The organism is Faecalibacillus sp. H12, from assembly GCF_013361255.1.
Taxonomy (GTDB): domain Bacteria; phylum Bacillota_I; class Bacilli_A; order Erysipelotrichales; family Coprobacillaceae; genus Faecalibacillus; species Faecalibacillus intestinalis.
Window position 1 is genome coordinate 1 of sequence record NZ_JABWDK010000040.1, and the last position, 14465, is coordinate 14465.

15 protein-coding genes and 1 pseudogene are annotated in these 14465 nt (G+C 29.6%); 3 read left to right on the plus strand and 13 right to left on the minus strand.

Features of this window, described 5'->3' with window-relative positions; translation table 11 throughout:
* The coding region (locus HUU89_RS13370) for an IS3 family transposase (RefSeq protein WP_175302022.1) at positions 1 to 283 on the plus strand (283 nt) is incomplete at its 5' end.
* Here HUU89_RS13370 and tnpB read toward each other — a convergent pair.
* From tnpB to gmk, 11 genes are all read right to left on the minus strand, one after another.
* Positions 239 to 433, minus strand: coding sequence for an IS66 family insertion sequence element accessory protein TnpB (tnpB, locus tag HUU89_RS15470; RefSeq protein ID WP_081918897.1), 195 nt, complete (start codon positions 431 to 433; stop codon positions 239 to 241). The genes HUU89_RS13370 and tnpB overlap by 45 nt on opposite strands.
* 354 nt (positions 434 to 787) lie before the next feature.
* Positions 788 to 1378, minus strand: coding sequence for a rubredoxin-like domain-containing protein (locus HUU89_RS13380; RefSeq protein WP_022000839.1), 591 nt, complete (start codon positions 1376 to 1378; stop codon positions 788 to 790).
* Between the two features lie 141 nt (positions 1379 to 1519).
* Positions 1520 to 2119, minus strand: coding sequence for a thiamine diphosphokinase (locus tag HUU89_RS13385; protein ID WP_175302023.1), 600 nt, complete (start codon positions 2117 to 2119; stop codon positions 1520 to 1522).
* Entirely contained in the window at positions 2116 to 2766 is a 651-nt protein-coding gene (rpe, locus tag HUU89_RS13390; RefSeq protein ID WP_032089896.1) for a ribulose-phosphate 3-epimerase, read from the minus strand. Before rpe ends, HUU89_RS13385 begins: the two co-directional genes overlap by 4 nt.
* Entirely contained in the window at positions 2759 to 3634 is an 876-nt protein-coding gene (rsgA, locus tag HUU89_RS13395; protein ID WP_032089960.1) for a ribosome small subunit-dependent GTPase A, read from the minus strand. Before rsgA ends, rpe begins: the two co-directional genes overlap by 8 nt.
* A gap of 1 nt (position 3635) precedes the next feature.
* On the minus strand, positions 3636 to 5537 hold the full coding sequence (pknB, locus tag HUU89_RS13400) for a Stk1 family PASTA domain-containing Ser/Thr kinase (protein ID WP_175302024.1): 1902 nt from the start codon (positions 5535 to 5537) through the stop codon (positions 3636 to 3638).
* A gap of 3 nt (positions 5538 to 5540) precedes the next feature.
* Positions 5541 to 6272 carry a Stp1/IreP family PP2C-type Ser/Thr phosphatase gene (locus HUU89_RS13405; protein ID WP_032089894.1) on the minus strand — a complete coding sequence of 244 codons (732 nt, stop codon included), beginning with the start codon at positions 6270 to 6272 and terminating at the stop codon, positions 5541 to 5543.
* Positions 6272 to 7294, minus strand: coding sequence for a 23S rRNA (adenine(2503)-C(2))-methyltransferase RlmN (gene rlmN / locus HUU89_RS13410; protein WP_032089893.1), 1023 nt, complete (start codon positions 7292 to 7294; stop codon positions 6272 to 6274). Before rlmN ends, HUU89_RS13405 begins: the two co-directional genes overlap by 1 nt.
* A 3-nt stretch (positions 7295 to 7297) precedes the next feature.
* Positions 7298 to 8548, minus strand: a complete 1251-nt coding sequence (gene rsmB, locus HUU89_RS13415; protein WP_175302025.1) for a 16S rRNA (cytosine(967)-C(5))-methyltransferase RsmB — start codon at positions 8546 to 8548, stop codon at positions 7298 to 7300.
* 2 nt (positions 8549 to 8550) lie between these two features.
* Positions 8551 to 10740: a primosomal protein N' gene (gene priA, locus HUU89_RS13420; protein ID WP_175302026.1), complete on the minus strand. Its 2190-nt coding sequence runs from the start codon at positions 10738 to 10740 to the stop codon at positions 8551 to 8553.
* An 81-nt stretch (positions 10741 to 10821) separates the two neighbouring features.
* Positions 10822 to 11385: a guanylate kinase gene (gene gmk / locus HUU89_RS13425; protein WP_032089890.1), complete on the minus strand. Its 564-nt coding sequence runs from the start codon at positions 11383 to 11385 to the stop codon at positions 10822 to 10824.
* 99 nt (positions 11386 to 11484) lie between these two features.
* Here gmk and HUU89_RS13430 point away from each other — a divergent pair, with 99 nt between their 5' ends.
* Entirely contained in the window at positions 11485 to 13125 is a 1641-nt protein-coding gene (locus HUU89_RS13430; protein ID WP_147580799.1) for an NFACT family protein, read from the plus strand.
* Positions 13126 to 13142: 17 nt separating this feature from the next.
* Here HUU89_RS13430 and HUU89_RS13435 read toward each other — a convergent pair whose 3' ends face one another.
* Positions 13143 to 13421, minus strand: coding sequence for a hypothetical protein (locus tag HUU89_RS13435; RefSeq protein ID WP_175302021.1), 279 nt, complete (start codon positions 13419 to 13421; stop codon positions 13143 to 13145).
* Positions 13422 to 13490: 69 nt separating this feature from the next.
* Between HUU89_RS13435 and pgeF the strand changes: the two genes are divergently transcribed.
* Positions 13491 to 14237 (plus strand): peptidoglycan editing factor PgeF, encoded by a 747-nt coding sequence (gene pgeF / locus HUU89_RS13440; protein WP_175302027.1) that lies wholly within the window; start codon positions 13491 to 13493, stop codon positions 14235 to 14237.
* Between the two features lie 29 nt (positions 14238 to 14266).
* On the opposite strand, the pseudogene HUU89_RS13445 reads toward pgeF, so the two are convergent.
* Positions 14267 to 14465, minus strand: a pseudogene (locus HUU89_RS13445) (hypothetical protein); the annotation flags it as partial.

Here is a 14465-nt window from a genome sequence, read left to right on the forward strand (position 1 = left end):
AAGCAAAACCAAATTAAGAAAAGAAAGAATTATAAAAGAAATCAAGAAAATCCATAAGGAATCGTATGAAATATATGGATCACCAAAAATAACAGAACTACTGAACAAAAAGGGTGAAAAGGTAAGTCAAAAATATGTTTATTCGATCATGAAGGAAAACAATATCAAAGCAAAATATATTAAGCCATATATTCAAACAACAGTTAGTCATGATTTCTCTGACAAATTAAAAAATCTATTAAACAGACATTATGATCCTACGAAGCCAAATGTAGCTTGGTGAAAAATCAGTAAAAATAAACAAGCTATGATCCAAGACATTCATGCTGAACTGAGATGTAACAATCAAAGCAAGACCATCAATCTGTTTTCTCATGTCACAAAACTGTTTGGCAACATAGATATTTTTGATTTCATCGGTATTGATAATCATAGCAGGTTCTCCAATAAAATCTTAAGATTTTGTTTGGAACAGGAAATCTGATGATCAATATCAAAATCAATAACGTCATTACTTTTATCAAGGATGACAGGTAGAAAAGTATTTTCTTCTTCAAGGATCAAAGCCTTTTGTTTATAGAAGCTGGAAATACAAATATGATTGTCGTTACAATACTTTTTAATGGCGTTGCTAAATATTTATATCTAGCAACTTAATACTATCATACTTCAATAAATATCTTTCATATTTTTTTGATTATAATATTTTAATTTTTGAGAATTTAATTACTACTGTAGATAAAAAGAGCTCATTTCAATTGAGCCCTTCTATAATTCAATAATTCTATTATTTCCCAAAATATCTATCTAATAAACCTTTTAATGCTTTACCATGTCTAGCTTCATCTCTAGCCATTTCATGAACAGTATCATGAATTGCATCTAAATTATTCTTTTTAGCACATGTAGCAAGTTCAACTTTACCAGCAGTAGCTCCAAATTCACAATCAACACGCCAAGCTAAATTATCTTTAGTTGTTGCTTTCATATTTGGTTCTAAATCTTCTCCTAACATTTCAGCAAATTTAGCTGCATGTTCTGCTTCTTCATAAGCAGCTTTTTCCCAATATAATCCAATTTCAGGATAACCTTCTCTATGAGCAATTCTTGCCATACATAAATACATACCAACTTCTGAACATTCACCTTCAAAGTTAGCTTTTAATTGATCAAAGATATATTTTTTATCTTCATCACTAATATCAGGATTATTTTTTACAGTTTTAGCGTAAATACCATATTCATGTTCAGCTGCTAATTTCATTTCACCTTTTACTTCTTCAAACATGTCAGCTCCTACATGACATACTGGACATTCAGCTGGTGCTGCATCTCCTTCATAAACATATCCACATACTTTACATACAAATTTAGCCATATTTCTTTTCTCCTTTTTTTAATTCCTTATCAGGAATGATTACTACTTAATTATAGCATATAATTCTCCATTGTCAATCTCTTTAGAAACATTATTTAACTCTTTCTATTATTATAACTCTTTTTCAAAAGAAAAAGATGCCTATTTAGCATCTCTTGATCGAACTAAAATAATATTTTCATTATTTTCAATAATTGTATAATCACCTTTAACTTCATTTGATACACATAATGGATCATCTCTTTTAAGTAAATAATGATCTAATGTATATTCAGCTTGACTAATAGATAGAATACTTTCATTTAAAGCAAATAATGAAAAATAATAATATTCTTGATTATATATATGATGAATTCCTGGTTTTAATAATTGAATACAGTTTTGTTGATCAATAACCTTTATAGAAACATCTTGATATTTTTCAAGCAAACACATAACTGCAAAAAAATGATCTAAACGTCCTCCGGTAACACCATATAATTCAATTTCATCATAACCTTTAGAAATTGCATATTCGATAGCAGCATGCGTATCTGTCACATCTTTTCTTTCTGGTAAAATTTGAATATTTAAATTTTCTAATGTCTGTCTATTTTGTAAGGAATCAAAATCACCGATGGCAAACTTTGGTGTAATTCCTTGTTTCAATAATTCTTCCACACCATGATCTACCCCAATATATTCTCTGTCTTGAGGAAGTATCATCTTTTCTAAATGTGTGGCACATAACGCTATTTTCATTTTAAAGAAGCAATCCTTTGTGAACAATCTTCACTATTAAATACATAGCTTCCAGCAACAAGAACATCAACACCTGCTTCTTTACATTGTTTCCCTGTTGATTCGTTGATTCCACCATCAACTTCAATGAGATAATTGTAATTATTATCTTTTCTCCTTGAAGCTAGATCTTTAATTTTATCAAGAGCAATTTCCTTAAATGATTGTCCACCAAACCCTGGTTCAACGGACATCACTAAAACAACATCTAATAAAGATAAATAATCTTGAATAGCATCAACCGGTGTATTTGGTTTAATACTTATTCCTACTTGTACATTATTTTCTTTAATATGATGAATAAGTGCTAAAGTATCTTCTTTATTTTCCATTGTTTCAATATGAAAAACAATTAAATTTGCTCCACTTTTAATAAATTCATCTACATACTTTTGAGGTTCACTGATCATTAAATGAACATCTAAAAATAAATTTGTTACTTTAGAAACATCTTTTAAAATACTATATCCAAAAGAAATATTAGGTACAAAATGTCCATCCATAACATCATAATGAAGCCAATCAGCTTTTCCATTTTCGATTTTTTCAATATCATCTTTCAAACAAGCAAAATTTGCTGAAAGAAGAGAAGGTGCAACTTTAACCATATCGTTTCTCCTTTTTTTCCTTTAATTCTTTTAACATTGTTAAATAATGTTCATAACGTTCTTTAGAAATCTTTCCTTCATCAACAGCCTCTTTAACAGCACAATGAGGTTCACTATCATGCAAACATCCTCTAAACTTACAAGCAGTAGCATATTCATCAAAATCATGATATGCTCTCGCTGCTTCTGTTGGTTCCATCTCTAATTCAAGAGATGAAAAACCAGGAGTATCCGCTACATAACCATCATATAAATTCATGAGTTCAACATGTCTTGTCGTATGTTTCCCTCTTCCAAGAGCTTTTGATATTTGATTTGTTTCTAAATTTAAAGAAATATCTAACGCATTTAAAAGCGTTGATTTACCAACACCACTTTGTCCAGTAATCACAGTCACTTGATCTTTAAAAATTTCTTTAATCTCATTTATTCCTTTATTTTGTTTAGAACTTGTTTCAATCACAGTATATCCTGCATTTCTATATTCTTGAATATATTGATAAATAGAGTCATCCCCTTCAATATCCATTTTAGAAATAACAATGATTGGTTTAATGTGATAGTGTTCTATCAATAATAAGAACTTATCTAATAATACTGTTGAAAAATCAGGTTCTTTTCTTGAAAAAACAAGTAATGCTTGATCAATATTTGCAATCGGTGGTCTTCTTAAAACATTTTTTCTCTCTAATATTTTGAGAAGGTACCCATCATCATGGTTACCTTTTTGAAATTCTACAAAATCACCAACAACTGGTTTTATATCTTGTTTTCTAAATTTTCCACGGGCACGACATTGATGCACTTCATGACCATCATCAATGTAATAAAAACCAGCTAATGCCTTGACAATACGCCCTTCATCTATGTTAGTCTTCATAATAATAGATTGTAATTGTCGTTCCTTTTTTATCTACTTTTGTTCCAGCAGCAATACTTTGTTTGTAAACTGCACCGATATAACGTTCATCTCCACCTGATTCAGGGAATTGTGTCCCTTCCATTGAAACAGTAAAGCCTAAGTTTTCAAGATTAGATTTCGCACTATCTGGTGTTAAACCAACAACAGAAGGCACTGTTTGACTATAACCAGTAGAAACAGTCAACGTAATATTTCTATTTGTATCTGTTGGATCTACTTTATAGCCTTTCGCTAAATTTTGATCAATAACGATACCTGCCGGTTGATCAGAAGTTTGTTCACGTTTTGTAACATTGAATCCTAAACCACTCAATTTATTATAGGCATCATCATAGCTCATACCTGTATAATCATCTAAAATCACATAGGATCCTTTAGAAATCGTAAGTGTAATTGTACGATCTTTATCTGTAGGATCTTGTTTATAACCTTTTTCTAAACTTTGTTCTAAAACTGTTCCCGCCTTTTTATCAGAAACTTCACGTTTTATATCAACTTTAAAGCCAATCTTATTTAATTTCTTTTTAGCTTCATCATAACTTAATCCCGTATAATTATCTAAAACAATATATTTACCTTTTGAAACAGTAATTGTGATAACATCTCCTTCTTTAATAGAAGAACCTTTTTCTGGATCAGTTTTTGTAATTAAACCTTTTTTATAATCATCAGATAATTCTTTAAAAACTGTCTTATTAATTGTAACATCATAATCTTTTAATATTTTTTCTGCTTCACTTTGTTTCAATCCAACTAAATCTGGCATTACATTTGGTTGTTTATTTCCACCAAAAAGTAAGAAATAACAAATAATTCCAATAATCAAAACAACACCTGCAACGACTCCTGCAAAAACTTTAGGATTTTTTAATTTTTCTAAAATTTGTTTTCCTTTACCATTATTATTCTTCTTTTCAACAGCTCTTTCTTCAACTTCTTCTGGTTCTTCTTCATCAAAGATTTGTCGTGGATTTACAACAATCGTAGGATCATTCACTTCATCACTATGATCAAAAACAAGTTTTTCTTCATCTGTTCTAGATAAACATGTTTGTAAATCTTCTAACATTTCCGTAGCACTTTTATAACGATCATTTAAGTTTTTAGCAGTTGCTTTAATAATAATATTTTCTACTGATTGAGGAATAGATGGATTAAATTCTCTAAGTGATGGTAAATCTTCTTGCATATGTTTTAAAGCAATATTCACTGGAGATTCACCATTAAATGGTACTTGTCCTCTTAATAATTCATAAAAAACAATTCCTAAAGCATAAATATCACTTTGAACTGTCGCTTTTTCTCCTCGTGCTAATTCTGGTGCTAAATAATGAAGAGAACCCATAATCACATCTGTTTGTGTAAACTGTGTAAGTGATTGAATAGAAGCAATTCCAAAATCAGCAATCTTAGCTGTTCCTGTATCCGTTACTAAAATATTTTGTGGTTTTAAATCACGATGAATAATTCCCATTTGATGTGCTCTTGCTGTTCCTGAAAGCACTTGTTTCATAATGTCAATAGCTTCCATTACATGTAAAGCACCTCTTTTAGCAATTAATTCTTTCAATGTTCTACCAGGTACATATTCCATGACAATATAGTATTGATCATTATCTTCACCAACATCATAAATTTCAACAATATTTTTATGTGAAAGCGCAGCTGCTGCTGAAGCTTCTCTTTGAAATCTTGCAATATAAATTGGATCTTTCGCTAAAGATGTACGTAATATCTTGATAGCAATTGTACGATTTAAAATCGTATCATTTGCTAGATAAACATCTGCCATTCCTCCTTGACCAATAATATCAATCAATTCATAACGTTCAGCAATGATTTTATTCATTTTTTAACGTCCTCCTTCTATTAACACAGCAGCAATATTATCATGCCCACCATGTTCATTTGCTTGTTCAATTAAAAGATGTACTTTATCTCTAACATTCATATTTTTTTTAACAATATTTAAAATTTCCTCATCTTCTAAAGAATTAAATAACCCATCACTACAAATCAAAATATTCTTCCCATTTAATTTATACTTTTGAATATCTGGTACAATATTCATCTCAACACCAATAGCTTGCATTAAAACATTCTTTTGACGATGATTCTTTCCTTCTTCCTTTGTAATTGCTCCTCTTTCAATCAATTCATTGACTAAAGTATGATCCCTTGTCATTTGGGTAATTTCTTGATCATCATAAATATAAATACGACTATCACCTACATGACAAAAGAAAGCATCATCACCATCAACCACCGCAATCGCTACAGTTGTTCCCATTCCTTTCGTATCTTCTTGCATATTAGCCATTCTTTTTACAATTTGGTGAGCTTCTAAAACAGTATCCATTAACCAATTTGTCACTTCTTCATCATCCAAAAAAGGTGGATTGGCTTTAAAACATGTAAGTACATGTTCTTCTACAACATGAGATGCAATTTCTCCTGCCTTATGTCCTCCCATACCATCACAAACAACACCTAAAACCTGATCTTTTAAATTGATGGCCGTTGCTGCTTGATCTTGATTTTTTTCTCTGATTTTCCCAATATCAGTCAATGCATAATACTCCATTATATCACCCCACTACGTTTTGCTCTTAGCTGACCACATGCTCCATCTATATCTCTACCATGTTCTTTTCTAACCGTACAGTTAATATGTAATCTTAATAGTTCGTCTTTAAATTCCTCTACATGACTACTTGGTTTAAAACCATGTTCATCAACACTATTATAAGGAATTAAATTCACATACGCATTCAATCCTCTCATATAATGAGCAAGCTGTCTAGCATGTGCAAGTGAATCGTTGACATCATCTAATAAAATATATTCAAATGTCACTCTACGATTCGTTTTTTCGATATAATCTGCAACACCTTTTCTTAAAGCATCCATATTAAACGCTTTATTTACAGGCATTAATTGGTCTCTAATTTCATCATTAGGGGCATGTAAAGAAATAGCAAGGTTTGTTTGAATTCCTTCATTGCTATATCTTTCAATCATATTGACAAGTCCACATGTAGAAATCGTAATATGTCTTGCTCCAATAGCTAAACCATGAGGATGATTAATAATTCTAACGAATTTCATCACTTCATCATAGTTATCAAAAGGTTCACCTGTTCCCATGACAACAACATGTGAAACACGAATACCTGTATCTTTAGCAACTGCCATGACTTGATTGACCATTTCACCAGCTGTTAAGTTACGTTGTTTTTTTAAAAGCCCACTAGCACAGAATGCACATTGCATATTGCATCCTACTTGGCTTGTTACACATAATGATTGACCATAGTCATGTCTCATTAAAACGGCTTCTATTAAGTTACCATCAATCATTTTAAATAAGTATTTGATAGTTCCATCACTTGATACTTGCTTTTCTTGTATTTCAAAGGTATCAATGATGCATTGTTTTTCCAATTTTTCTCTTAAATCTTTTGATATATTAGACATTTCTTGAAAATCAAAAGCATTTTTTTGATATAACCATTGAAAAACCTGCTTTGCTCTAAAAGGTTTTTCATTGATTGATTTAAAATATTCAGTTAATTCTTCTAAAGAATAATTATATAAATGTTCCATCTTCTATCCCTTTTTCATTTTACACATATAAAATCCATCTGTGTGATATTCATAATTCAAAATTGTACGTTGTTCAATAACTTTCATATCAGGATGTTTTTGAATAAAATGTTCAATCATCATCCCATTTTCCTTTTTATTGATTGTACATGTACTATAAACCATTGTACCATCATTTTTCAATAAATTATACGCATTTTCTAATAAAAGTGCTTGTAATGGGATTAAACCATCCATCACACTCGAATCATGATATTTAATTTCTGGTTTACGTTTTAAAACCCCAAATCCTGAACAAGGTGCATCTAATAAAATACGATCAAACGTTTCAGGAGGATAGCGTTCTATGAGCTTTGTAGAATCACCTGCTTGAACATGTACATTTTTAACACCTAAACGTTTTAAATTATGTTCTATTAATTTTACTTTGTGCTTATATAAATCATAGGCTTCTATTTTTCCTTGATTTTCCATTAATGCTGCAAGATGTGTTGTTTTACTTCCTGGAGCACTACACATATCTAAAACGTAATCTGTTTTTTGAGGATCTAAAAGTCTTGCTACTAATTGACTTGATTCATCTTGAATCGTTACTTTACCTTCTTTGTAATAAGAAGTATAGGCTAGATTTCCTCTTTTATATAAAAGAGCATCTTGAGACAATGTTCCCTCTTCAAAACAGCTTTCTTTTAATAACTCTTCTTTTGTTGTTTTTAATGTATTGACTCTCCCACTTCTTGTAGGAGGCATGTTATCTTCTTCACAAATCATTTTTGTTTTTTCTAAACCATATTGTTTATTAAACATTTTGACCATCCATAAAGGATGTGATGTCATAATCGAGATTTTTTCTAATTCATCTAATTCCTCTAATGATCTTCTTTCGTTTCTTGTAAAATTCCTCAATACCGCATTTACAAATTGACTTGTTTGATAACCTTCTTTTTTAGCTATTTTAACTGCTTCATTAATAATGGCATATTCAGGTATTTTATCTAAATATATCAATTGATATAAAGACATATAAAGAAGTGTCCTTATTTTTTTCTTTACTCTTTTTCCTTTAATATAAGGTTGAAGTTGATATTGAATATATAAAAGATTTTGAATTGTTCCATAAACAATGGTTGTACATAAATCTTTATCTTCTCTTTTTAAATTACTTTTCTTTAATTGTTCATTTAAAGCAATATTTAAAAAACTCTCATCTTCAAAATATTGATTTAAAATCATATATGCATTTTCTCTTGCCATAACTATATCGTTGTGTATGGATTAAAATCACATATCACATTTACCTTTCTTCCTTTTTTATTATAATAATCACTCATTGCATGCAACACCTCATAAACATGTGTTGTATTCGTTATTTTAAGTGTCATTCTCTTTCGATAAATATCATTCATCTTATAAATCGTACAATTAGCAGGTCCTAAAACAATTGCCTTCGGTAATTGTTTTACTAAATATTCCTTTATTTGTTGACTACAAAAAGTCACATCATCTTCTTTTTTACCTTGCACTAAAATACTTATTAAATAACAATAAGGTGGATATTTCGCAAGTTTTCTCATTTCCATTTCTTTTTGATAAAAACTTTGATAATCATGATTTTTAACACATTGTAAAACAAAATGATCAGGGTTATACGTTTGAATCATCACTGTTCCTTGTTTCTTCCCTCGACCACTTCTACCAGAAACTTGTTCTAATAATTGAAATGTTCTTTCATTTGCTCTAAAATCAGGAATATTTAAAGAAAGATCTGCATTAATAACTCCTACAAAAGTCACATTTTCAAAATCTAATCCTTTAGCAATCATCTGTGTTCCTATTAATATATTTGCTTCTTGGTTTTCAAATTGTTTAAGCAATTGATGATGTCCTTGCTTCTTCCTTGTAGAATCTACATCATAGCGAATCACTCTTGAATTTATAAAATTATTTTGTAAATATTCTTCTATCTTTTGTGTCCCACTGCCAATAAGTTTAATATTGGTACTTCCACAATGACTACATTTTTGCTGGTAAGGTACTTGAAAGTCACAATAATGACAACGCATTGTATGGGTATCTTTGTGATAAGTTAAAGATACATCACAATGAGGACATTTTAATACCTCATCACAATCTAAACAACGAACATAACTTGAATAACCTCTTTTATTAAGCAATAAAATCACTTGTTCATTTTTATCGATTGTTTCTTGTATTTTAGCTTTCATCTTCCTTGATAATACTTCATAATGATGTGCTTTCATTTCTTCGACCATATCAATCAATTCAATTTGTGGTAAAGGCTTTTGATTGACTCTTTGAGAAAGTATACATAATTCATATGCACCCTTTAAAGCACGACTATAGCTTTCAAGAGAAGGTGTGGCACTACCTAAAACAACTGGACATTGATGATAAGCACCCCTTTTTCTCGCTACTTGAGATGTTAAATAACGTGGTGGACTTTCTTGTTTATAACTAGCATCATGTTCTTCATCCATAATAATCAAACCTATATTTTCCAGTGGTGCAAAAACAGCACTTCTTGCTCCAACGACAATTTTTACTTCATCACCAATGATTCGACGATATTCATCATATCTTTCTCCCGCTGATAATTTTGAATGTAAGATAGCGACGCTTTTTCCAAAACGGCTTTTAAAAGCAGAGACCATCATTGGAGTCAAAGCAATTTCAGGGACAAGCATCAAGACAGTTTTTCCTTGTTCAATCACAAATCTAGAAAGGTGTAAATAAACTTCTGTTTTTCCTGAACCTGTGACTCCATAAAGTAAAAAGGTTTTAAATTGATGAAAAGATGCTAATATTTGATTAACAACTTTTTGTTGACTAGTAGTCAAGGGATAATCTTCTTGTTGTAGATGTTCATTGTAAGGATTTCGATAAACTTCTACTTGTTTATAAATAATTGCTCCTTGTTTTTCTATATTATTTAAAAGAGCTGTTGAAAAAGGATAATACTTTATGGGTAATAAATCGTGTTCTTTTATATAATTTAAAGCTTCTTGTTGTTTTGTTGTTTTAAGGGGAATATCTTTTACAAAGGAAACAACTTTTTGATATTTAATACCAACACTATGATTGGTACTTGGTTTTAATTGAGGTGGTAACATACATTGTAAACAACTGATTCTTGTAGAAAGCGTTTGTTTTGAAAGATAGTTTGCAAGTTCTTGTAATTCTTGATTAAGTAATGGTTTTTGATCAATGACATCTTGGATAAAAGAATATTTAAAACCATTTTTTTCTTCTAATTGTTTTTGAGTAAAAAGTGTTTCTTGACATTCAACGACATAACCTACAAGTTGTTGATAACCAAAACGGATATGGACTCGACAACCTGCCAAAACTTGATATTTAGATAAATAGTCATAGGTCGTATCTAATTTATAGATTGCATGTTCCACAAGAACCTTAACAATATACATATTTCCACCTCCCTTTTGTTTGTATTTTACCACATCTATTGTAGCTTTATCAAAAAAACTGTCAGTTATAAAAACCAACAGTTACTTTTGATGTTCTTTAATAATTTTTGCTATTTTATCTTTTGCTAGATGAACATCATCATTTTCTACAACATATTTATATTCATCTTTTGTTTGAATTTCTTTACGTGCTTTATCCAAACGTTCTTTTACGATATCTTCGCTTTCAGTACGTCTACCACGAATACGTCTTTCTAATTCTTCTAATGAAGGTGGTACCAAGAAAATCGTAAGGGCATCTGGACACTTTTTCATGACTTGCAACGCTCCTTGAACTTCGATTTCTAAAACGACATTTTTCCCTTCATCTAATAAACGATCTACATTATCTTTAGGGGTACCATAATAATTACCTACAAATCTTGCCCATTCTAATAATCCACCTTGAGCAATTTTATCTACAAACGTTTTTTCATCAACAAAGAAATAATCTACACCATCTGTTTCTGTAGGTCTAGGTTTTCTTGTTGTCATTGAAATAGAATAACTTAAATTTAAACTTTCATCTTTGAACAATTCTTCTCTTACTGTTCCTTTACCAACACCACTAGGCCCACTAAGAATGATTAACATTCCTCTTTTCAATTTTTCCACACCCCTTTTTTTATAAAAATAACTCTACAATAACAAAGAGATAATGTCAATTAAATTTCAAATATGTTATAGTATTTTGGGGTGATAACTATGGCATATGATGGCATTATGATGCATCAAGTAAAAAATTTATTGATAGAAACAATAAAAGGCGGTCGTATCAATAAAATTTATCAAATATCAAAATATGAACTTTTATTTCAAGTTCGTGCAAATAAAAAGAATTATCAGTTATTGATTTCAAGTCATCCAATGTATGCACGTGTTCAATTAACATCTTTATCTTATCCAACACCAGAATCTCCTAATCCGCTTACAATGCTTTATCGTAAGCTTTTAGAAGGTGGTTATATTAAAGATATTGAACAAATCGATTTGGATCGTATTTTTAAAATCACTTTTAGCTGTCACAATGAATTAGGTGATTATATTGAATATGTTCTCTATGTAGAAGTCATGGGAAAACATTCAAACATTATTTTAGTAGGTCAAAACGATAAAATCATTGATTGTATTAAACATATTTCACCAAGTATGAACAGTGAAAGATTTTTACAACCAGGAGCCCTTTATCAATTACCACCAATGATGGAAAAACTCGATCCTTTTACAAATGAATTTGTAGAAGATAACCAACTTACTAAAATCTATCAAGGAATGTCTCCTATTTTATCTAAAGAAATCTTATATCGTATTGATCAAGATGAATCTTTTAAAGAGATTATGAAAGAAATAGAAAATTCTCAAAATCTCTATATTACAAAAGTCAATGATAAAGAATATTTTCATGTTATTGAACTGACACATTTACAAGGAGAAACGTCTAAATATTCTTTATTTGATGGTTTAGATACTCACTTTAATGAAATAGATCAAAAAGAAAGAATTAAACAACAAACAAGCAATCTTTTAAAATTTATACAAAATGAATATCAAAAAAACACTTCAAAATTAAAGAAATTAAAAGCAACCTTAGATGATTCACATAATAGTGATGATTATCGTATTAAAGGAGATTTATTATATGCTTCTTTACATTTAATACAAAAAGGAATGACTCATGTTGTTGTTGACAATTATTATGATAATACAAAATTAGATATTACTTTAGATCCTAAATTAGATCCAAAAGCCAATGCTCAAAAATATTATCAAAAATATCAAAAAGCTAAAAATTCAATCAATGTTCTTTTAGAACAAATTGATTTAACTGAAAAAGAAATTGAATATTTCGATTCTTTAATAACCGCTATGTCACAAGCGACATATTATGATGCTTTAGAAATCAAAGAAGAATTAGAAAACGAAGGATATTTAAAAAAGAAAAAACAAAAAAATACAATTCGTAAGAAAAAACGTCCTCAATTTCAACAATATCTTACAAAAGATGGAATTGAAATCGATATTGGTAAAAATAACTTACAAAACGATTATTTAACATTTAAATATGCGCATCGTTATGATATGTGGTTCCATGCAAAAGATATGCCAGGAAGCCATGTCATTGTTAAAGCACAAGATTTAGATGAATATACGATTCGTTTAGCTGCTAAAATTGCTGCATACTATTCAAAAGGAAAAAATTCAAGTAGTGTTCCAGTAAACTATACACTCGTCAAAACACTCAAAAAACCTGCGGGTAGTAAACCAGGAAAAGTAATTTTAGATAATTATAAAACAATCTATATTGATCCAGATGATGAGTTTTTACAAGAACTTACAAAAAAATAGATGCTAAGCACCTATTTTTAATAACGATTTGTTTGTGTATAACATGTTTGTTCATAGCGAGGATAATAACGTGGAACATAAACAATGTTATTGACACGACGACATTCAATTGGACAAATAATAGGTTGTTCTACATATTGATTTTGAAATGTTGTACATACTTTCTTAGGAGCGACAATTGGTTGTGGAGTAAAACCATTTCCTATATTTGAATTAAAATAATTTGCATAACCGTTATTATCAAAGTTTCCATATTGTCCTTGACAACATGTATTTTGTTGACAATTACAACTCATAATAACACCTCCTAATATAAGGTATGGTCATGTATTAAAAAGAATTGGACTTTTGTAAAGGAGAAACAAATGAAATTAATAAAATGGAATTTACATGAAGATGTAGAAGCATATACAACAACTAGGAAATTAGGTGATATTTCTTTAAATAATCCAAATTATTTAAAAGTATTAGAAAATAGACAAGAACTTGCTTCATTACTAAATACAGATTTAGAACATATGGTAGCCCCTAGACAAACACATTCTACCAATTTAAAACAAGTCTTTTTAATGAAAGATGGTGGTACCAATATGTTAAAACAAACAGATGACCTCTATGAAGTAGATGCAACTTATACGAAAGATAAAGATTTATTCTTACTGTCATTTCATGCAGATTGCACACCAATTTTAGTCTATTGCAAAGATCAAAAAATCGTTTGTGCTATTCATTCAGGATGGCTTGGTACAGTTAGACAAATTGTTGATCATACAATTCGTTATCTTATTGAAAAAGAAAATTGTAATCCAAAAGAAATGTATTGTTTAATAGGTCCTTGTCTTTCTAAAAAGCACTTAGAAGTGCAAGATGATGTGATTAATCAAGTTAAGAAAATGAACTTTGATACTTCACCTTTTTATCAAAAAACAGATGAAAATCATTATTTATTAGATAATAAAGGATTAAATAAACAACAATTATTAAATTTAGGGGTTTTAGAAGAAAATATTCAAGTTTCTTCTTATTGTACAAATGAAAATAATGATTTATTCTTTTCACATCGTGTCAATCATGATGGTCAAAGAAATGTAACAATCATTAAAAGAAAATAGGCGATATGAAATTCATATCGCCTATGATTTTAAGATTTATAATATTCTTCAACATCTTTTCTTTCATCAGCTGTCAATTTTAAAACATCCATAGCTCTTTGCATGGAACATTGCAAACTTTCCATCATATTTTTAATTAATGTAATTCTTTCCAATTTTTGTCCTTGTACTAATCCTTGTTCAAGCCCTATAGAATGTCCTTTTTCTATATTTTCTCTGGCTATCATT

Excerpts from the sequence above, each read along its gene's own strand:
- tnpB (WP_081918897.1), bottom strand. The coding sequence starts at position 433 with ATGATTATCAATACCGATGAAATCAAAAATATCTATGTTGCCAAACAG.
- rlmN (WP_032089893.1), bottom strand. The coding sequence starts at position 7,294 with ATGGAACATTTATATAATTATTCTTTAGAAGAATTAACTGAATATTTT.
- HUU89_RS13405 (WP_032089894.1), bottom strand. The coding sequence starts at position 6,272 with ATGGAGTATTATGCATTGACTGATATTGGGAAAATCAGAGAAAAAAAT.
- HUU89_RS13380 (WP_022000839.1), bottom strand. The coding sequence starts at position 1,378 with ATGGCTAAATTTGTATGTAAAGTATGTGGATATGTTTATGAAGGAGAT.
- HUU89_RS13430 (WP_147580799.1), top strand. The coding sequence starts at position 11,485 with ATGGCATATGATGGCATTATGATGCATCAAGTAAAAAATTTATTGATA.
- priA (WP_175302026.1), bottom strand. The coding sequence starts at position 10,740 with ATGTATATTGTTAAGGTTCTTGTGGAACATGCAATCTATAAATTAGAT.
- HUU89_RS13435 (WP_175302021.1), bottom strand. The coding sequence starts at position 13,421 with ATGAGTTGTAATTGTCAACAAAATACATGTTGTCAAGGACAATATGGA.
- pgeF (WP_175302027.1), top strand. The coding sequence starts at position 13,491 with ATGAAATTAATAAAATGGAATTTACATGAAGATGTAGAAGCATATACA.
- rpe (WP_032089896.1), bottom strand. The coding sequence starts at position 2,766 with ATGGTTAAAGTTGCACCTTCTCTTCTTTCAGCAAATTTTGCTTGTTTG.
- HUU89_RS13385 (WP_175302023.1), bottom strand. The coding sequence starts at position 2,119 with ATGAAAATAGCGTTATGTGCCACACATTTAGAAAAGATGATACTTCCT.
- rsmB (WP_175302025.1), bottom strand. The coding sequence starts at position 8,548 with ATGGCAAGAGAAAATGCATATATGATTTTAAATCAATATTTTGAAGAT.
- pknB (WP_175302024.1), bottom strand. The coding sequence starts at position 5,537 with ATGAATAAAATCATTGCTGAACGTTATGAATTGATTGATATTATTGGT.